Source organism: Ruegeria sp. BHSC029 (genome assembly GCF_059613085.1).
In genome coordinates, this window is sequence record NZ_JBXWRU010000006.1 from 92,754 (window position 1) to 106,890 (window position 14,137).

15 protein-coding genes are annotated in these 14,137 nt (G+C 62.6%); 11 read left to right on the forward strand and 4 right to left on the reverse strand.

Going from position 1 to position 14,137, the window contains the following annotated elements:
* Positions 1 to 24: 24 nt before the first annotated feature.
* Complete coding sequence (locus tag AC2FML_RS15405; protein WP_496736754.1) at positions 25 to 396, reverse strand: YraN family protein; 372 nt, start codon at positions 394 to 396, stop codon at positions 25 to 27.
* Between the two features lies 1 nt (position 397).
* The gene (rsmI, locus tag AC2FML_RS15410) at positions 398 to 1,255 is read right to left on the reverse strand and encodes a 16S rRNA (cytidine(1402)-2'-O)-methyltransferase (RefSeq protein ID WP_496736756.1); all 858 of its coding nucleotides are present in this window, start codon (positions 1,253 to 1,255) and stop codon (positions 398 to 400) included.
* Between the two features lie 88 nt (positions 1,256 to 1,343).
* Here rsmI and AC2FML_RS15415 point away from each other — a divergent pair, with 88 nt between their 5' ends.
* Genes AC2FML_RS15415 through murJ form a run of 3 tightly spaced genes read left to right on the forward strand, consistent with a single transcriptional unit; the run spans position 1,344 to position 6,821 of the window.
* The gene (locus tag AC2FML_RS15415; protein WP_170360183.1) at positions 1,344 to 2,504 is read left to right on the forward strand and encodes a penicillin-binding protein activator; all 1,161 of its coding nucleotides are present in this window, start codon (positions 1,344 to 1,346) and stop codon (positions 2,502 to 2,504) included.
* A complete protein-coding gene (locus AC2FML_RS15420; protein WP_222457924.1) occupies positions 2,464 to 5,283 on the forward strand; it encodes a [protein-PII] uridylyltransferase in 2,820 nt (939 codons plus the stop codon). The genes AC2FML_RS15415 and AC2FML_RS15420 overlap by 41 nt, the downstream gene beginning before the upstream one ends.
* Entirely contained in the window at positions 5,280 to 6,821 is a 1,542-nt protein-coding gene (gene murJ / locus AC2FML_RS15425) for a murein biosynthesis integral membrane protein MurJ (RefSeq protein ID WP_496783797.1), read from the forward strand. Before AC2FML_RS15420 ends, murJ begins: the two co-directional genes overlap by 4 nt.
* A gap of 5 nt (positions 6,822 to 6,826) precedes the next feature.
* Here murJ and AC2FML_RS15430 read toward each other — a convergent pair whose 3' ends face one another.
* A complete protein-coding gene (locus AC2FML_RS15430; RefSeq protein ID WP_496783798.1) occupies positions 6,827 to 7,513 on the reverse strand; it encodes a rhomboid family intramembrane serine protease in 687 nt (228 codons plus the stop codon).
* A gap of 86 nt (positions 7,514 to 7,599) precedes the next feature.
* Here AC2FML_RS15430 and trpS point away from each other — a divergent pair, with 86 nt between their 5' ends.
* Positions 7,600 to 8,628 (forward strand): tryptophan--tRNA ligase, encoded by a 1,029-nt coding sequence (trpS, locus tag AC2FML_RS15435; RefSeq protein WP_496736759.1) that lies wholly within the window; start codon positions 7,600 to 7,602, stop codon positions 8,626 to 8,628.
* A gap of 58 nt (positions 8,629 to 8,686) precedes the next feature.
* Here trpS and AC2FML_RS15440 read toward each other — a convergent pair whose 3' ends face one another.
* Positions 8,687 to 9,736, reverse strand: coding sequence for a Glu/Leu/Phe/Val family dehydrogenase (locus tag AC2FML_RS15440; protein WP_496783799.1), 1,050 nt, complete (start codon positions 9,734 to 9,736; stop codon positions 8,687 to 8,689).
* Between the two features lie 129 nt (positions 9,737 to 9,865).
* Between AC2FML_RS15440 and AC2FML_RS15445 the strand changes: the two genes are divergently transcribed.
* The 7 genes from AC2FML_RS15445 to rimI all read left to right on the forward strand — a co-directional run bounded on the left by AC2FML_RS15445 (position 9,866) and on the right by rimI (position 13,995).
* Positions 9,866 to 10,327 (forward strand): Lrp/AsnC family transcriptional regulator, encoded by a 462-nt coding sequence (locus tag AC2FML_RS15445; RefSeq protein WP_170360173.1) that lies wholly within the window; start codon positions 9,866 to 9,868, stop codon positions 10,325 to 10,327.
* Between the two features lie 58 nt (positions 10,328 to 10,385).
* Positions 10,386 to 11,249, forward strand: coding sequence for a branched-chain amino acid aminotransferase (locus AC2FML_RS15450; RefSeq protein WP_170360171.1), 864 nt, complete (start codon positions 10,386 to 10,388; stop codon positions 11,247 to 11,249).
* A gap of 75 nt (positions 11,250 to 11,324) precedes the next feature.
* Positions 11,325 to 11,780: a universal stress protein gene (locus AC2FML_RS15455; RefSeq protein ID WP_170342153.1), complete on the forward strand. Its 456-nt coding sequence runs from the start codon at positions 11,325 to 11,327 to the stop codon at positions 11,778 to 11,780.
* Entirely contained in the window at positions 11,780 to 12,373 is a 594-nt protein-coding gene (locus tag AC2FML_RS15460; protein WP_170360169.1) for a 2-hydroxychromene-2-carboxylate isomerase, read from the forward strand. Before AC2FML_RS15455 ends, AC2FML_RS15460 begins: the two co-directional genes overlap by 1 nt.
* Positions 12,374 to 12,441: 68 nt before the next feature.
* Positions 12,442 to 13,005 (forward strand): NifU family protein, encoded by a 564-nt coding sequence (locus tag AC2FML_RS15465; RefSeq protein WP_093963451.1) that lies wholly within the window; start codon positions 12,442 to 12,444, stop codon positions 13,003 to 13,005.
* The gene (gene tsaB / locus AC2FML_RS15470) at positions 12,995 to 13,585 is read left to right on the forward strand and encodes a tRNA (adenosine(37)-N6)-threonylcarbamoyltransferase complex dimerization subunit type 1 TsaB (protein ID WP_170360167.1); all 591 of its coding nucleotides are present in this window, start codon (positions 12,995 to 12,997) and stop codon (positions 13,583 to 13,585) included. Before AC2FML_RS15465 ends, tsaB begins: the two co-directional genes overlap by 11 nt.
* Complete coding sequence (gene rimI / locus AC2FML_RS15475; protein WP_170360164.1) at positions 13,582 to 13,995, forward strand: ribosomal protein S18-alanine N-acetyltransferase; 414 nt, start codon at positions 13,582 to 13,584, stop codon at positions 13,993 to 13,995. Before tsaB ends, rimI begins: the two co-directional genes overlap by 4 nt.
* The last annotated feature ends 142 nt before the right edge of the window (positions 13,996 to 14,137 follow it).

The window sequence follows — 14,137 nt, forward strand, 5'->3', positions numbered from 1 at the left end:
GCGGGGACGGGTGTTCAATGGCGATCAGCCCTGACCAAAGGCGTTTTCGACGATTTGTACTGCGCCCGTTGCATCCACCAGAGCCGCGTCGAACCGGACATTGGTCAGCTGCCCGCCCGGTTCCTGCGCCAAATACTGCGCCGCCGAGGCGCATATCCGGTCGATCTGCCGCTTGCTGATCCGCGCGGCGGCGCTGTCAAAGGTTTGGCTTTTCTTGACCTCGACGAACACAAGGCCCTGCGCATCCCGGACGATCAGGTCAATCTCGCCACCCGCGCCGCGCCAACGCCTGTGACAGACCTTGAACCCTCGGCTTTCGTAATCGGCAGCGACGCTGTGCTCGGCCGCGTGCCCGGCGTGATAGGAAACCGAGCCCTGGACCGACCGTCGCGCCATGTCATCCCTTTCCCAGTTGCAGGGCCTTTTGGTAAATCGGCCGCCTTGGCAAATCATACATCCTGGACACCAGATCCGCCGCATCCCGCACCGAGTGCGTTTCCAGAGCCCGTCTCAACGCCTCTTCTACATCGGCATCCTTAACGGCTTGTGAATGGGCACGGTCCACCAGCAAGACGATCTCGCCCTTCACAGTGGCATCTCGATACTGTTCGGACAGCTCTGCAAGGCTGGCCCGCCGGACTTCTTCGAACTTCTTGGTCAGCTCACGACAGACCGCGGCCTGACGCTCGCCACCCAGAACCTGCGCCAGATCCGACAGGCACGCCCCCAAACGCTTGGGGGATTCGTAGAACACCAGCGTCCCGGGAACATCCCGCAGCGCCTCGATCCGAGTTCGGCGGGCGCCGGACGCATTCGGCAGAAACCCGGCGAAAAAGAAGGCGTCCGTCGGCAGGCCCGCCAGGGTCAGCGCCGTCACGACGGCTGACGCTCCAGGGGCGCAGGTCACGCTGAACCCGGCCTCGGCCGCCTGCTTGCCCAGGTCATAACCCGGGTCGGCGATCAGGGGCATGCCGGCCTCGGACGCGTAAGCCACGGACTTGCCCTGGGACAGTTCGGCAATCAGTTTTTCACGCGCAGCCGTGCCGCTGTGGTCGTGATAGGCCAGAATGCGCCGCCCTTCGAGGGGTACACCGTGAATCTCCATCAGTCTGCGCAGGCTGCGTGTATCTTCCGCCGCGATCACATCAGCCGAGGCCAGAACGTCCAGCGCCCTGAGCGTAATGTCGCGCGCCGTTCCGATCGGAGTGGCAACAAAATAAAGCCCCCCAGCCAATCTTACCTTTTGGAAATTCAAAGCTGGACCCTCGCAGCGTGACGTTTATTATCGCGGCGTGATAGAACAGCAGCGTTCTTTGCCGCCGGATCAGGGAGTTTTCATTTAGATGTTTACCGTTTGCAAGCCCGTTCGCAAACTGGCGAAATTCGCCATCGGCCTGACCGCGGCGGCATTTTTGGCCGCCTGCGAACCCGGCGCCACCGGGCGCGGACCGTCGATAGACACGTCAGAGCCGATCCCCGTAGCCCTGCTGGTGCCCAAATCGGGCGACGCCGCGTTGGCGCAAAGCCTTGAGAACGCTGCCCGGCTGGCCATGGCCGATCTGAACAACGTCAAGATCGATCTTCGCGTCTATGACACTGCCGGCAATCCGAACACGGCAGCCGCCGTTGCGCAGCAGGCCGTTGCCGACGGCGCAAAGGTCATCCTGGGGCCGGTCTACGCGCAGGCTGCAAATGCTGCGGGCCTTGCGGTTCTGAGCAAGAACGTGAACGTTCTGTCCTTCTCGAATAATACAAGCATTGCCGGCGGAAACGTCTTTGTCCTTGGCCCGACCTTCGACAACACGGCCAACCGGCTTGTCAGCTACGCCGGCAAACAGGGAAAGAAAAGCACCGTCATCGTGCACAGCAACGATGCGGCAGGCCAATTGGGCCAGGCGGCAATCTCGAACGCACTTGGCAACAGCCGTGTTGCGAATGCGGGTGTGGTCGGTTTTGATCGATCTCAGCAGGGTGTGATCGACGCCATCCCTGCAATCAAGGCGACGGTGGACTCGACGGGGGCGGATTCACTCTTTTTGACCGCCACGACCGCCGGCGCGCTGCCGCTCTTCAGCCAGTTGCTGCCCGAGGCCGGTGTCTCACCGGCAACCGTGCAATATATTGGCCTGACCCGCTGGGACATTCCGGCCCAGACGCTGGAACTGCCCGGGGTCCAAGGCGGATGGTTTGCCTTGCCTGACCCTGCCAAGGCCCAGGCCTATCGCGTACGCTACAACGCGACCTATGGCGAGGCACCGCATCCGATCAGCGGCCTGGCCTATGACGGGATCGCCGCCATCGGCGCTCTGGCCAGCCAAGGGAAGTCCAATGCCCTCTCGGCCGCGGCCCTGACCCAGAATGCCGGTTTCCAGGGTGTTGGCGGTATTTTCCGTCTGCGCCCGAACGGTACGAACGAACGAGGTCTGGCCGTGGCCACGATCCAGAACAAACAGGTAGTTGTGATTGACCCTGCCCCGCAAAGCTTCTCTGGCGCCGGTTTCTGATCAGCTTGTGACGATCCCCGCGCCGGCTGGCGCATTGATCTGCGACGCCAGCGAAATCTTCGATGGCGAAAAGGTCAACGCGCTGCTGTCGAAGGCCCTGAAAGACATTCCGGAAACGGCCGCAGCCCGAAACGAGGCCGTCCGGATCCTGCGGGACGCACAGAAATCCGGGCGTCAGGTCATCGAGGAGGCGTTCGCCGCCCGACCCTTTGACGCTCGGCCTTTGACGCGATCCTACACCTATCTGACCGATGGGCTGGTCTGCGCCGCGATGACCGTGGCCGGACAGCATCTGCATCCATTGGCCAACCCGACCCAGGGCGAGAAGATGGCGGTTTTGGCGGTGGGCGGCTATGGGCGCGGCGAGATGGCGCCGTTTTCGGATGTCGATCTGCTGTTTCTGACTCCCTACAAGATCACCGCCTGGGCCGAGAGCGTGATCGAGTCGATGCTGTACATCCTGTGGGATCTACGGCTGAAAGTCGGGCATTCCTCGCGCACGATCCGTGATTGCCTGCGTCTTGGAGACGAGGATTTCACGATCCGGACAGCGATGCTGGAACAGCGCTATCTGGCCGGTGATCGGGACCTGGCCGATGAGCTGGAAAGCCGGCTGAAATCCGAGCTGTTCAAAGGAACCGAACGCGAATTCATCGAAGCCAAACTGCATGAACGCGACGAACGCCACCACAAGCAGGGCGAGCGTTACATGGTCGAACCGAACGTGAAAGAAGGCAAAGGCGGCCTTCGTGACCTGCAGTCCCTGTATTGGATCGCCAAATACATCTACGGCGTTCACGACGTGGCTGAACTTGTCCCGCTGGGGTTGTTCACCCAGGACGAATTCAACACGTTCGTGCAGGCCGAAGACTTCCTTTGGGCCGTACGTTCGCATCTTCATCTGGTGACACGGCGCGCAACCGAACAGCTGACCTTTGATCTGCAGGTCGAGGTGGCCGACCGCATGGGTTACGAAGACCGAGCGGGCCGCCGGGCCGTCGAAATCTTCATGCAGCGGTACTTCCGAGAAGCCACGAAGGTGGGAGAACTGACACGGATCTTCCTGACCAAGCTTGAAGCGTCACATATGAAGAACGCGCCGTTGCTGGAACGCATCTTCAGCCGCAAGCCACGGGTCAAGCCGGGCTATAGGGTTGTTCATGGCCGGCTGGACGTGGCCGACCCCAAAAGCTTTTTGTCCGACAAGCTGAATCTACTGCGTCTGTTCGAGGAAGGTCTGCGCACGGGTATGCTGATCCATCCCGATGCGATGCGGCTGGTCACGGCCAACCTGCACCTGATCGATGACGAAATGCGCAACGACAAAGAGGCGAGGCGCATCTTTCTGGATCTGATGCTGAAACACGGCAATCCCGAACGCGCGCTGCGCCGCATGAACGAGTTGGGCGTTTTGTCGGCCTTCATCCCCGAGTTCGAGCCCATCGTGGCGATGATGCAGTTCAATATGTACCACAGCTACACGGTGGACGAGCACACGATCCAGTGTATCATCAACCTGGCGCAGATCGAACGGGGCGAACTTGTCGAAGCGCTGCCGCTGGCCTCGTCGATCCTCGAGGGCGGAGTGAACCGGCGTGTGCTTTACGTCGCTCTGCTGTTGCACGACATCGCCAAGGGCCGCCCCGAGGATCACTCGATCCTGGGGGCCAAGATCGCACGGACGGTCGCGCCTCGGCTGGGGTTGAACAAGAAAGAATGCGAAACCGTCGAATGGCTGGTGCGGTATCACCTGCTGATGTCGGACATGGCGCAGAAGCGTGACATCTCGGACCCGCGCACGGTGCGCGACTTCGCCAAGGCGGTTCAGACCGTCAAACGGCTGGATCTGCTGACGGTCCTGACAGTCTGCGACATCCGCGGCGTTGGGCCGAACACCTGGAACAACTGGAAGGCCACCCTGCTACGGGCCTTGCACGCGGAAACCAAGCGCGCGCTGGAAACCGGCATGGAGGACCTCAACCGTGCCAATCGTGGCGCCGAGGCCAAGAAAGCGCTGCGTGACGCGTTGTCAGCCTGGTCCAAGGCCGACCTCAAAACGGAAACCGGTCGGCACTACGATCCGTATTGGCAGGGACTCAACCTCTCGACCCATGTCGAGTTCGCCGAAATGCTGCGCGCGCTGGAAAAAAGCGCGGATCCGGCGGCGATGGAAATCCGGCTGCACCCTGACGAAGACCGGGATGCGACGCGGGCCTGCTTTGCCATGGCCGACCACCCCGGTATCTTTTCCCGGATTGCCGGTGCGCTGGCGCTTGTGGGCGCAAACGTGGTCGATGCCCGCAGCTATACCACCAAGGACGGCTACGTGACTGACGCGTTCTGGATTCAGGACGCTGACGGCCACCCGTTCGAACTGTCGCGTCTGCCGCGCCTGACCCAGATGATTCAGCGCACCCTCAAGGGCGAGGTGGTGGCCCGCGAGGCGCTCAAGTCCCGCGACAAGATCAAGAAGCGGGAAAAGGCGTTCAACGTCCCGACGCACATCACCTTCGACAATGAAGGGTCCGAGATATACACGATCATCGAAGTCGACACCCGCGACCGGCCGGGCCTGCTCTATGATCTGGCCCGGACACTTGCCGCCGCCAATGTCTATATCGCCAATGCCGTGATCGCGACCTATGGCGAGCAGGTGGTGGATACGTTCTACGTCAAGGACATGTTCGGGCTCAAGTACCACTCGGAGGCCAAGCAGAGGACGCTGGAAGCCAAGCTGCGCACCGCGATCACCGAAGGCGCCGAACGGGCGGCCTCATGAAGCAGATCCGCCTGTTCTCGGGCCTGTTCACGGTCGGGTTCTGGACCCTTGCCAGCCGTATTCTGGGCTTTTTGCGGGAAATCCTGCTGACAGCCTATATCGGGCCGGGGCCGGTCATGGACGCTTTCGTCGCAGCCTTCCGCCTGCCCAACATGTTCCGCCGGTTCTTCGCCGAGGGCGCTTTCAACGCAGCCTTCGTTCCGATGTTCTCGAAACGGCTGGAAGGCGGCGAAGACGCGCAGGGGTTTGCGCAGGATGCGTTCAACCTGCTGGCGGCGGCCGTTCTGGCGCTGGTCGGGCTGGCCATGGTGTTCATGCCGGGGCTGGTCTGGCTGACGGCCGAAGGGTTTTATGGCGACGAACGTTTCGATCTGGCGGTCGGTTACGGGTATGTCGTCTTTCCCTACATCCTGTTCATGTCTCTGGCCGCGCTGTTTTCCGGGGTTCTCAATGCCACCGGTCGATTCGCCGCCGCTGCAGCGGCTCCGGTCCTGCTGAACATCTTCGCCTGCACGGCACTGATCGTAGGCGCGGCAACCGGAGGCGAGGTCATCCGTTGGCTCATCGCCCTCATACCCATTGCCGGGGTCGCTCAACTGGCGCTGGTTTGGGTCGCCACCGAACGCGCCGGAATTCGCATCCGGTTCGGCCGACCGAAGCTCAGCCCTGAAATGCGCAACATGGTTCGGATCGCGGTACCTGCGGCACTTGCCATGGGTGTGACGCAGGTCAATCTCGTAGTCGGGCAACTGGTCGCGTCAAAGACCGAAAAGGCCATCAGCTGGCTCTTTGCCGCCGACCGGCTGTATCAGCTGCCGCTGGGCGTGGTCGGCATCGCCGTGGGCATCGTGCTGTTGCCCGACCTGTCGCGCCGCCTGCGCGCGGGGGACGGCGATGGCGCGCGCAACGCCTTTTCCCGCGCCGGAGAGTTCACCTTGTTGCTGACCATTCCGGCCACCGTGGCTTTCGTGCTCATCCCGGTGCCGCTGGTCTCGGTCCTGTTCGAACGCGGACAGTTCACCCCCGAAGACACGGCTGCCACCGCTCTGGCCGTGGCGGTCTATGGCATCGGCCTACCGGCCTTCATGCTGCAAAAACTGCTGCAACCGCTGTTCTTCGCGCGCGAGGATACCCGCGCGCCCTTCCGGTATGCCGTTGTGGCGATGGTCATCAACGCCGTGCTGGCCTTTGGGCTGTACCCGATCGCCGGCTGGATTGCCCCGGCTATCGCGGCCTCGGCCGCCGGTTGGGGCATGGTGGTGCTGTTGGCACTGGGTGCAAGACGCATGGGCGACGAGGCCCGTTTCGACGACCGATTCAAGCGCCGCGCGCCCAGGATATTGGCCGCTTCAATTGGAATGGGTGTGGTGCTGATCGCGGCGATACAGCTGTTCGGTTGGACGTTCGAAGTTCCGGGCTGGCGCTATCTGGCCTTGCTGGGCCTGATCGTGGTCGCCGCGGTATCTTACTTCCTTCTGGGCCACCTGCTGGGCGCATTCCGTCTCTCCGAGTTCCGGTCCGCCCTGCGAAGGTCCTGACCGCCTCAGTCCCGCCGGATACGCCCCACCAGCCGCGCCCATCCGCCCGGCGACACGAAAAACGACAGCCCGAATCCGGTCGCGAAGCCACCCAAATCGGCCACCCAATCCGAGGTGCCGCCGAAGATCAGCCCGAACAGCAGTTGGATGCCCATCAGCACCGCGATCAACTGGAACGCCCGCGCCTGGTTTTCGCCGACCAGCGACAGCCTGCGCCACAGCAACCAGGTGAAGGCGCCGATCAGGCCGTATACCGGCGGAAAGCCCCCGACCAGCGGATAGCGCGGGTCCAGCAGCACCGCATAGGCCAGCGCCCCGCCCACGCCGGACAGCACGAAGATCACCAGCATCGTAAAACCGCCAAAGACCTCGCCCACCATCTTGCCCATCGCCAAAACAAAGACGCAGACAAAAAGCGCCTGGGTAAAGCTGCCTGACACGAAGGGGTAGGTGAAGAACCGGATCACATGCTCGACCGGCCAACGCCCGTTCATCACCATCCAGTCGAAGATGTCGGCCGAGAAGGAATAGCGCTGGATCGCCTCCAGCCGCCAGCCCACCGCGCCCGGTCCGCCGACCAAGCCGCGCGTGCCGAGGGTGAAGGCAAGTTCGATCCCTATGATGAACAAGACCAGCGCCACCACCACGGGCGGCAGGGGGTTCACGGGGGGTGTGTAATGCTCGCTGCTCATTGGGCGGGCCTTTCGCGGCTGTTGACGTCCCTTTGCCTCATGGGTAAGCGACGGAGGCTTATTTTTCCAGACGGGAGTTCCCTTCCATGACCGAAACCAAGTTCACGCCGCGCGTGTTTTCCGGCATTCAGCCCTCGGGAAACCTGCATCTTGGCAACTACCTTGGTGCGCTCAAGCGTTTTGTGGATATGCAGGGGCCGGAGATGGAGACCGTGTACTGCATGGTCGATCTTCACGCGGTCACCGTCTGGCAGGACCCCAAAGAACTGGCTCATTCCACGCGCGAGCTGTGCGCGGGCTTCATCGCCGCCGGCATCGACCCGGAGCAGTCGATCCTGTTCAACCAGTCGCAGGTGCCCGAGCACGCGCAACTGGCCTGGATCTTCAACTGTGTTGCGCGCATGGGCTGGATGCAGCGCATGACCCAGTGGAAGGACAAGGCGGGCAAGAACCAGCAGAACGCCTCGCTGGGCCTTTTCGCCTATCCCTCGCTGATGGCCGCCGACATTCTGGTCTATCACGCGACCCATGTCCCGGTGGGCGACGACCAGAAACAGCATCTTGAGCTGACCCGCGACATCGCCATCAAGTTCAACCACGACTATGGCGTCGATTTCTTCCCGATCACCGAGCCGGTGATCGAGGGCGCGGCGACGCGCGTGATGAGCCTGCGCGACGGGGCCAAGAAGATGTCCAAGTCGGACCCGTCCGACATGAGCCGGATCAACATGACCGACGATGCCGACACCATCGCCAAGAAGATCCGCAAGGCCAAGACCGACCCCGATGCCCTACCCTCGGAGGTGGACGGGCTGGAAGGCCGCCCCGAGGCGCGCAACCTGGTCAACATCTATGCCGCGCTCAGCGATCAGACGGTCGAGCAGGTTCTGGCCGAGGTCGGGGGCAAGCAGTTCGGTGAATTCAAGCCGATGCTGGCCGATCTGGCGGTCGCAAAGCTGTCGCCGATCTCGACCGAGATGGCGCGGCTGATGGGCGATCAGGCCGAGATCGACAGGATCCTGGACCGTGGCGCGGAACGGGCGCGGGAAATCGCGGCTCCGATCCTCAGCCGCACCTACGAGATCGTGGGGATGGTGGGCGCCGGCCGCGCCTGAGACCCAGACAGAAACTTCAGCGCCGCCCCTGATCCGGGGCGGCGTTTTTCGTTGCAGGTCAGGCGGCCTGCGGGTGCAGTTTTTCCTCGACGATGGATTCGGCCACCGCATTGGGGCTGACGCCATCGACCTTGGCGCGGGTCAGGATGCGGTCCATCGTCCGCTCCAGCGCCTCGAGCCGCTGACCGACCCAGGCTTCGCGATCCCTGATCTTCAGGATCTCGGTTGCGACGTTCACGATCCCGCCGCCATTGGCCACGAAATCCGGAGCATAGAGGATGCCGCGGTCATGCAGGCGCTGCGCGTCGGCATCAGTTGCCAACTGGTTGTTGGCCCCTCCGGCCACCGCGCTGACCTTCAGAAGCGGAATGCTGGTTTCGTTCAGGATGCCGCCGATGGCGCAGGGCGCGAAAATATCCGCCTCGGCCGCATAGATCGCATCGGGCGCGACGGCCTGCGCTGCGAACCGGTCCGCCAGCCGGGCGGTCTGGCCCGCATCGATGTCGGTGATCACCAGTTTTGCCCCAGCGTCATGCAACAACGCACACAGATGTTCGCCCACATGGCCCAGCCCCTGCACCGAGACGGTCTTGCCGCTCAGATCCCCGGACCCGAACCGATGCCGCGCGGTGATGCGGATGGCGTTGAAGATCCCGCGGGCGGTGACCGGCGACGGGTCGCCGCTGGCGAACGGGCCGTCGGGCAGACCGGCGACATATTCGGTTTCGGTGCCGATCTGGGCCATGTCGGCCGGGGTCATCCCCATGTCCTCGGCCGTCCAGTACCGGCCACCAAGGCTTTGAATCACGCGCCCGAAGGCCTGCAGCAACCGAGGCGTCTTGTCCGCGTTCGGGTCGCCGATGATCACGGCCTTGCCCCCGCCCAGCGGCAGATCGGCCGCCGCGTTCTTGTAGGTCATGCCCCGCGACAGGCGCAGCGCATCGTCCAGCGCCTCGGACGGGTGGCCATAGGTGCGCATCCGCACGCCGCCCGCTGCAGGCCCCAACTGCGTGGAGTGGATTGCCACAAAGCCCGAAAGCCCGCTGGCGGCGTCTTTGAATTCGACCACACGCTCGTGATCTGGCGCGTCAATCGTGGTTATTTCCATTTTGCTCCTCCGGAAAGACAGATGGATTCTGCCACATCCGACCGAGCGATTTTCGCCAATACATGCTGGTCAACTTATCTCTCTTGGAGATAATAGTAATCTGATCCGATCATATTAGGGATTCTCTCCATGGACCAGATCGACCGCAAGATCGTGCGCGCGCTGCAGCAGGACGGGCGCATGACCGTTCTGGACCTGGCCGAAAAGGTGGGCCTGTCGCCCACACCCTGCGCGCGGCGGCTGGACCGCCTGCGCCGCGACGGGGTGATCACCGGATATTCGGCCCAGGTCGACCCTGAGAAGCTGGGCTTTGGCGTCACGATTTTCGTGTCGGTCGAACTGGAGAAACAGGACCGCCACGCCATCGACGCCTTCGAACGCGCCATCCTGCGCTGCGATGAGGTTATGGAGTGCTACCTCATGACAGGCTCGCGCGACATCCTGCTGCGCGTCGTGGCGCGTGACCTGACCGCCTTTGATGCGTTTCTGGAAAACCGGCTGATGCAGATTCCGGGCATCCGCAACCTGCGCTCCAACTTCGCCCTGCGCGCGATGGTCAAGCGCGACGTGTTGCCATCGTCGGCCGGATAATCTGCTGGACCTCGGGCGCGCGCGCTCCTACGGTTCGGCGGAATTGACGGAGGGCACAATGGCAGTCGGCAAGAATATCCGCACTTATTTCGATGGCAAATGGCACGATGGCGATGCCCCGATCATGCGGGCTGCGGACCACGGGGCCTGGTTGGGTTCGTCGGTGTTTGACGGGGCCCGCCGATTTGATGGCATGACCCCTGATCTGGCCGCGCATTGCGACCGGGTGAACCGCTCGGCCGAGGCGCTGATGCTCACTCCGACCGTGACCACCGAACAAATGGTCGAACTGATCCGCGAAGGTCTGGAAGCATACCCGACCGAGGCCGCCGTCTACATTCGCCCGATGTACTGGGGGATCGACGGCGACGCGACCGCGATCGTACCGCAGGGTGACAGCACAGGTTTCGCCATCTGCCTCGAAGAGATCCCAATGGCACCCGAGGCGGCCTCGGTCACTCTGACGACCACCCGCTTCCGCCGCCCGGTTCTGGAAAGCGCGGTCGTCAACGCCAAGGCCGGGTGCCTGTATCCAAATAACGCCCGAATGCTGGCGGAGGCGCGATCCAAGGGGTTTTCAAACGCATTGGTGACCGACGCCATGGGCAACGTGGCAGAAACCGCAACGGCCAACATCTTCATGGCCAAGGATGGAGAGGTGTTTACTCCGGCACCGAACGGAACCTTCCTTGCAGGCATCACGCGCGCGCGGCACATCGACAACCTGCGTCGCGACGGGGTGACGGTTCACGAAACTGTTCTGACCTTCGACGATTTCCACGACGCGGACGAAGTGTTCATGTCCGGCAACATGAACAAGGTCACGCCCGTGACCGCACTGGACGACACGCAATATCAGATTGGCCCTATCACGCGCCGCACGCGCGCGCTCTACTGGGACTGGGCAGCCAGCAACCAATAAGCAACGGTCCGTCGCGGCCCGAGTTGCCAGACACCGAATGCTCGGGCATGATCCCGAAAACCGAAGAGGACATTCATGCGCAAGTTCCTTGTAGTTCTTGACGACAGCCGCGAGTGCCTGAACGCCATGCGTTTCGCCGCGATGCGTGCTGCGCATACCGGCGGGGGGGTGACCATCCTCTCGGTCATTCCTCCGGACGAGTTCAACCACTGGATCGGCGTGGCCGAAGTGATGCGGGAAGAAGCCCGCGAACGTATCCATGCGCATTTCGAGGTGTTTGCCAAATGGATGCGCGACAAGCAGGGGATCGAGCCTGAACTGGCGATCCGCGAGGGTGAACCAGTTCCGCAGATCATCGAGCATGTCCGCTCGGATCCCGAAATCGGCGTCCTTGTTCTGGGTGCAGGTACTGACAAGAAGGGCCCCGGTCCACTGGTCACTCAGTTGACGCGGAATTCCGGCAGCTTGCCGATTCCGATTACCATCGTTCCGGGCGACCTGAGCAAGGAGAAGCTCGAAGAGATCACCTGATGCCCGCCACCCTGCACTTCTGGTTCGATTTCGCCTCGACCTATTCCTACCTCAGCGCCATGCGGGTCGAACGGGACGCGGCAGCCTGCGGCGTGCAGGTGGACTGGCAGCCATTCCTTCTGGGTCCCATTTTTGCCGAGCAGGGGTGGAAAACCTCACCGTTCAACATCTATCCAGCCAAGGGGCGGTACATGTGGCGCGACATGGAACGGCTTTGCCGGCAGCATGGCCTGCCCCTGACCCGACCTGCCGAGTTTCCGCAAAACAGCCTGAAGGCCGCACGCCTTGCGCTCGCCATCCCTCAACGTGAAGCGCGCGCTGCATTCTCCTGCGCCGTTTTTGCCGCGCAGTTTGGCCAAGGCCTGAACATTTCGGTAGAGCCAGTCCTGCGCAGCGCCCTGTCCGCCGCCGGCCTCCCCGAGGACATGATCGACCGAACCGCAGACTCTGACATCAAGAGTGCTCTGTTCGACCAGGTTGCCCGCGCCAAATCGCTGGGGATCTTCGGCGCCCCCAGTTTTGTCGTGGATGAGGAGCTTTACTGGGGCGATGACCGACTGGACATGGCCATCCGACAGGCTGCAGCGATTTAGAACCGTTCCAAATCTTGACTTCCCGGCCGCTGACGCGCATATCAGAGCCAACTGATACGGAGCGCGCCATGTTCATCCAGACCGAATCCACACCCAACCCGGCCACGCTGAAATTCCTGCCCGGTCAGACCGTGCTCGAGGCCGGTACAGCGGATTTCCCGACCGCCGAAGCCGCGCAGAACTCGCCGCTGGCGCAGCGCATCTTTGCGGTCAGCGGTGTGACCGGAGTTTTCTTCGGCAATGACTTCGTAACCGTCACCAAAGACGACGGCGTGCAGTGGGACCACATCAAACCCGCCATCCTGGGCGCTGTGATGGAGCACTACCAGTCCGGCCAGCCGGTGATGGGGGCCGGGGTGGAAACCGCGTCCGGCCATGCTGAACATTCGGGTGAGGACTCGGAAATCGTCAACCAGATCAAGGAATTGCTGGACAGCCGCGTACGCCCCGCCGTGGCGCAGGACGGCGGTGACATCACCTTCCACGGCTTTGACCGCGGCGTCGTCTACCTGCATATGCAAGGGGCCTGCGCAGGCTGCCCGTCCTCGACGCTGACCCTGAAAATGGGGATCGAGAACCTGCTCCGCCATTACATCCCCGAGGTGACCGAGGTTCGCCCTGTTGCCGTCTGATCAGACAATTCTGGCATTTGACACATCGGCCGCGCATTGCGCGGCCGCTTTGCTGCGCGGGCCAGACATCGTCGTGAGCCGCGCCGAAACCATGACCCGCGGCCAGGCGGAACGCCTGATGCCTTTGCTTCAGGACATCCTGGCAGAAGGCGGAGTTTCTTGGGCGGATATCGACGCGATCGGTGTCGGGACGGGTCCGGGCAATTTCACTGGAATTCGCATCTCGGTCTCTGCCGCCCGGGGGCTGGCGCTTGGATTGAACAAACCGGCAATCGGCGTTTCGGGCCTTGAAGCCCTTGCGGCTTTGGCACCTGAAGGGCGGACCCCAGCCATTCCAGCCCCCCGGGAACATGTTTACCTGCAAGCGCCCGACGGGACGCCGCAGCTGATGACGCAGGAACAGGCAGAATCACTTGGCGCCCTGTTTTTGTGCGACGATGCGAATGCAGTCGTCCGGGCCATCGCCCGGATTGCATCCGAACGTGTTGACCTTGTGTCAGGTCCCCCGGCCCCCCTGTACGTTCGTGCCGCAGACGCCGCCCCGTCGCGCGATACGCCGCCGCCTTTGCTGGACCCATGACCCCACAGGAAATGGCCGAGACCCACGGCGCGGCTTTCACCCAGTCCCGCCCCTGGACTAATGATGAATTCGCTGATCTGCTTGCCAGCCGCTTCACCCATGTCGTTGGAAACAAAACAGCATTTGCCCTGATCCAGGTCATCGGCGACGAGGCCGAGCTGCTGACCATCGCGACGCATCCCGATCATCAGCGGCAGGGTCTGGGCCGCGCCTGCATGCAGGCTTGGCATGACAAGGCTCACGATCTGGGTGCGCGCCGGGCGTTTCTTGAGGTGGCATCGGACAACGCGGCCGCCATTGCACTCTACCAAAGTTGCGGCTATGCGCGCTGCGGTCTTCGGCCGGGATATTACCGGCGCGGCAAGGCTGACAAAGTAGATGCAATCTTGATGGAGCGCGCGCTACCCTGACGAAAGCCGGGCATTTCTGAGACCAAATGGTCAAAAAGCGGTTGACCATGGCTGTTTCAGACGGCCTTAATTGCCGCTATCACAGCAGTTCTGCTCGCTCTGAGCGGGGCTGGGCAAAAGCCCCTGCCCCGAAGCCATAAAA

Coding starts and splice junctions, on each gene's coding strand:
- AC2FML_RS15405 (WP_496736754.1), bottom strand. CDS start 396: ATGGCGCGACGGTCGGTCCAGGGCTCGGTTTCCTATCACGCCGGGCAC.
- AC2FML_RS15415 (WP_170360183.1), top strand. CDS start 1,344: ATGTTTACCGTTTGCAAGCCCGTTCGCAAACTGGCGAAATTCGCCATC.
- murJ (WP_496783797.1), top strand. CDS start 5,280: ATGAAGCAGATCCGCCTGTTCTCGGGCCTGTTCACGGTCGGGTTCTGG.
- AC2FML_RS15430 (WP_496783798.1), bottom strand. CDS start 7,513: ATGAGCAGCGAGCATTACACACCCCCCGTGAACCCCCTGCCGCCCGTG.
- trpS (WP_496736759.1), top strand. CDS start 7,600: ATGACCGAAACCAAGTTCACGCCGCGCGTGTTTTCCGGCATTCAGCCC.
- AC2FML_RS15440 (WP_496783799.1), bottom strand. CDS start 9,736: ATGGAAATAACCACGATTGACGCGCCAGATCACGAGCGTGTGGTCGAA.
- AC2FML_RS15445 (WP_170360173.1), top strand. CDS start 9,866: ATGGACCAGATCGACCGCAAGATCGTGCGCGCGCTGCAGCAGGACGGG.
- AC2FML_RS15450 (WP_170360171.1), top strand. CDS start 10,386: ATGGCAGTCGGCAAGAATATCCGCACTTATTTCGATGGCAAATGGCAC.
- AC2FML_RS15455 (WP_170342153.1), top strand. CDS start 11,325: ATGCGCAAGTTCCTTGTAGTTCTTGACGACAGCCGCGAGTGCCTGAAC.
- AC2FML_RS15460 (WP_170360169.1), top strand. CDS start 11,780: ATGCCCGCCACCCTGCACTTCTGGTTCGATTTCGCCTCGACCTATTCC.
- AC2FML_RS15465 (WP_093963451.1), top strand. CDS start 12,442: ATGTTCATCCAGACCGAATCCACACCCAACCCGGCCACGCTGAAATTC.
- rimI (WP_170360164.1), top strand. CDS start 13,582: ATGACCCCACAGGAAATGGCCGAGACCCACGGCGCGGCTTTCACCCAG.